We start from the raw sequence: 722 nt of genomic DNA, 5'->3' as shown, positions 1-722 counted from the left end.
GCGATGCGCTATCTTATTGACTATGAAGGACTCGGTAAGACTCTTCTCAAAGATGTTGGTATTCCACGTGCAAGTTTTATTCCTCTTGGTAATCTTGGAGCTTTGGATGAAAAAGAGGGACAACCCTTTAAACTTGATCTCCAAAAAGCAAAGCAACTTTTAACAGAGGCAGGTTATCCGGATGGTTTTGAGGCCAGTATTTTTGCCGGTGCCTCTCCTTATCCTTTTGCTTTGCCTATTGCTCAGTCTCTCCAAGACAATGCAAAAAAAGTTGGAGTACGTTTTAAAATTGAACGTTTTGTAGGTACGCAGTTGTTTTCAAAATTTTATGCGCGTGGTTTTGATACGATTTTTTTCGGATGGAATAATGGCTCTGGGGACCCCCATACAATGGCTTCACGTCTTATTTATAATCCAGATAATCGGCTTGAGGCTAAAAATACAGGCTATGCGAGTTGGTGCCATGGGTATTTGGATGAAACTATGAATCAAAAGGTTCAAGATGCATTGTTTCAAAAAGATCCCAAAAAACGGGCGCAAATGTATGCTGATTTACAACGTGATTTTATGCAGAAAGGGCCTTATGCTTTTATCTATCAGACATATGTTTCTGTAGCGATGACACCTGATGTCAAAAAATGGGTTTGGAATAGTGCACCACGTATTTTTTATAGTGCAATTGAAAAATAAGAAGGTATCAAGTTTATAAAATATAAAAAACA

At 38.2% G+C, this 722-nt stretch carries 1 protein-coding gene; it reads left to right on the top strand.

Going from position 1 to position 722, the window contains the following annotated elements:
* The coding region (locus ACFINS_RS10310; protein ID WP_375612692.1) for an ABC transporter substrate-binding protein at positions 1-690 on the top strand (690 nt) is incomplete at its 5' end.
* Positions 691-722 lie beyond the last annotated feature (32 nt).

Origin of the sequence: Bartonella sp. AA2SXKL, from assembly GCF_042197205.1 — a bacterium.
GTDB lineage: Bacteria > Pseudomonadota > Alphaproteobacteria > Rhizobiales > Rhizobiaceae > Bartonella.
Note: the sequence above shows the minus strand (reverse complement) of the source record. Positions and strands in the feature narration are given on the sequence as shown.